General features: G+C 52.7%; 3 protein-coding genes. 2 read left to right on the plus strand and 1 reads right to left on the minus strand.

Going from position 1 to position 2,265, the window contains the following annotated elements; all coding sequences use genetic code 11:
• Positions 1–227, plus strand: a 227-nt coding sequence (locus ABX962_RS34945; protein WP_372726278.1) for a S8 family serine peptidase, incomplete at its 5' end; no start/stop codon positions are given.
• Positions 228–382: 155 nt separating this feature from the next.
• On the plus strand, positions 383–1,834 hold the full coding sequence (locus tag ABX962_RS34950) for an alpha-amylase family glycosyl hydrolase (protein ID WP_372726279.1): 1,452 nt from the start codon (positions 383–385) through the stop codon (positions 1,832–1,834).
• Here the strand turns inward: ABX962_RS34950 and ABX962_RS34955 are convergent.
• Positions 1,831–2,265 (minus strand): deiodinase-like protein (locus tag ABX962_RS34955; protein ID WP_372726280.1); only part of this gene is annotated, 435 nt, incomplete at its 5' end. The genes ABX962_RS34950 and ABX962_RS34955 overlap by 4 nt on opposite strands.

Consider the following 2,265-nt stretch of genomic DNA (forward strand, 5'->3'; position numbering starts at 1 on the left):
CATCTTGGATCGGCAGCAACGACGCACTGCGGACAATCAGCGGAACCAGCATGGCCACTCCCCACGTCGCCGGATGTGCTGCGTTATGGGCGCAACAGCAAAAGCAGAACCTCGGTTTCTTAACCAGCGAGAATCTCGCTGCGCGAACCTTAGCCTCGGCGACATTCGTCCCCGGTGCCTCGTTCGAAGACATCGGCAACGGCATGGTCCAAGCCCCCCAACACTAAACCGCATGTCAACAAAGCAATGCAGTGCAATTCCGACGCGCCCAGCGTTCTCCTCCTGCCGATTCGAGACCCGTTGACCGACGCAAACGTGCTGACCGACGTGTTAATCCAGTCGTGAACACTCACTTTTCAACTTTTAAATCAGTAAGTTCAATATGAACACTTTTGATTTGACAGGGCGTTTGCTCACCACAATTGCAATTGCGGTCTCATGGTTCACTTGCGGCGATGGACTTGCTCAGGGAGAGTACAACGATAATCGAGTGATGATGCAGGGATTCATGTGGGAATCGCATCAAGATGGGATGCAGACCGGTGCGGGTGGACATTCGTACGAAGTTCAATGGACGGGCAAATGGTACGATCATGTCAAAGAAAAAGCGAATGAACTTGCCGATGCAAAGTTCGACCTGATTTGGCTACCGCCCCCATCACAGGGCGAAGGTGCGGGATACCATCCCCAGCAACTTTATGAGTTCAGCAATAACTACGGTAACCATCAGCAACATCAGGAGATGCTAAACCAGTTGCTTGAGCATGGGATCGAACCGGTCGCCGACCTTGTCATCAACCATCGAAACGGAACCGGAGGATGGTCAACGTTTAAGAATCCGCAATGGCCTTCTAAATTCATCTGCTCTACGGACGAATTCTGGTTTCAAGACCCAAGCACGCTAAACAACGAAGATCGCTTGACTTTGAATTCCGGTGCCCGAGGCGCCCCCGACTATACTTTTTCGAACTACCCTAACTGGCATGGCGCCCGTGATCTAGATCACACCAATAGTCAACTTCGCAGCGAGATCAAAGCGTATCTGAAACGACTCCGTGAATTGGGATACCGTGGCTGGCGATACGACATGGTCAAAGGCTTCGCACCAGGCTACATCGCAGAGTACAACTACGATTCCCAACCGACCTTTGCGGTGGGTGAATACTGGGACGCTAACGCCTACGAAGTCTCACAGTGGATCGACGGTACAAAGATGTACGGCCTGGATGATCCTGCGAAGAAAGCCTGTTCCGCATTCGATTTTTCGACTCAGGAGAGACTTAGGGAATTCATCAATGGGGGAAAGTATGACCATCTACCCGCAATCCATTTCAAGGACGGTGCGTACGACGGTTTAATCGCCGTCAACAACGACAAGTCGGTGACGTTTCTGGAAAACCACGACACCGGCTTTCCCCAAAAACAATTCGACACGTTTGCGAACGATGAAAAACTACTGCAAGCTTACGCTTATCTGCTGACCCATCCCGGCGTGCCTTGCGTTTATTGGAAACACTACTTTGAGTGGAACCGAGGCGATGAGATCAAAGCCTTGATCAAGGCCAGGAAATACGCGGGAATTCACAGTGGCAGCTACATCAAATCCGAAGTTCACGGAGCCGATTATGTCGCAATCGTAGGCGACCAGTCCCAAGAAAGTAGTACGCTGATCGTCAAAATTGGTCCCGGATTTGGCTTCAATGTTGATGCAAACCTATGGGGCCTTGAAACGTCGGGAAATGGCTACGCGGTTTGGATCCGAAAATCCAAGAAAGAAGAGACGAGGCAAGCGGTTGATGCCGAGCAAACCCCCTTCCCCATTCCAGGTGACTAATCCAGCGTTTTTAGCCAGGTGGCGATTTTGTCGGGGTTGAAGCCTTGGGGGCCGGGGGCGCCGGGATCGAGGATGCGGCCGTCGCGGCCGATCACGACGAGACGGATCGGCCAACCGGCATAGTCGGCATTGACGCGGTTGTCCACGCCGTCCATCACCATCGGAAACGATAACGACAACGTTCGCTCGCATGTCGCTGCGTGCTCTCGCCGTAACGCCAAATCATTCGTCTGCACAAACGTTTGTAACACTTCGTCGCCCTCGGCCGTCTTGACCTGGATCTTGGAATCCGGGTGCGCCTCGCGAATGTAAACCATCAGAAAATTCGCGTTGTCCTTGTGCTCTTCGTACAACTGTTCGACCTGCTGAACTCGCTGGCGAAACGGCGAACAACTGATGCTGCCAAACACCAACACCACCGGTTTGTCGCG

This window comes from Novipirellula sp. (genome assembly GCF_041583735.1).
In the GTDB taxonomy this organism is placed as follows: Bacteria; Planctomycetota; Planctomycetia; order Pirellulales; family Pirellulaceae; genus Novipirellula.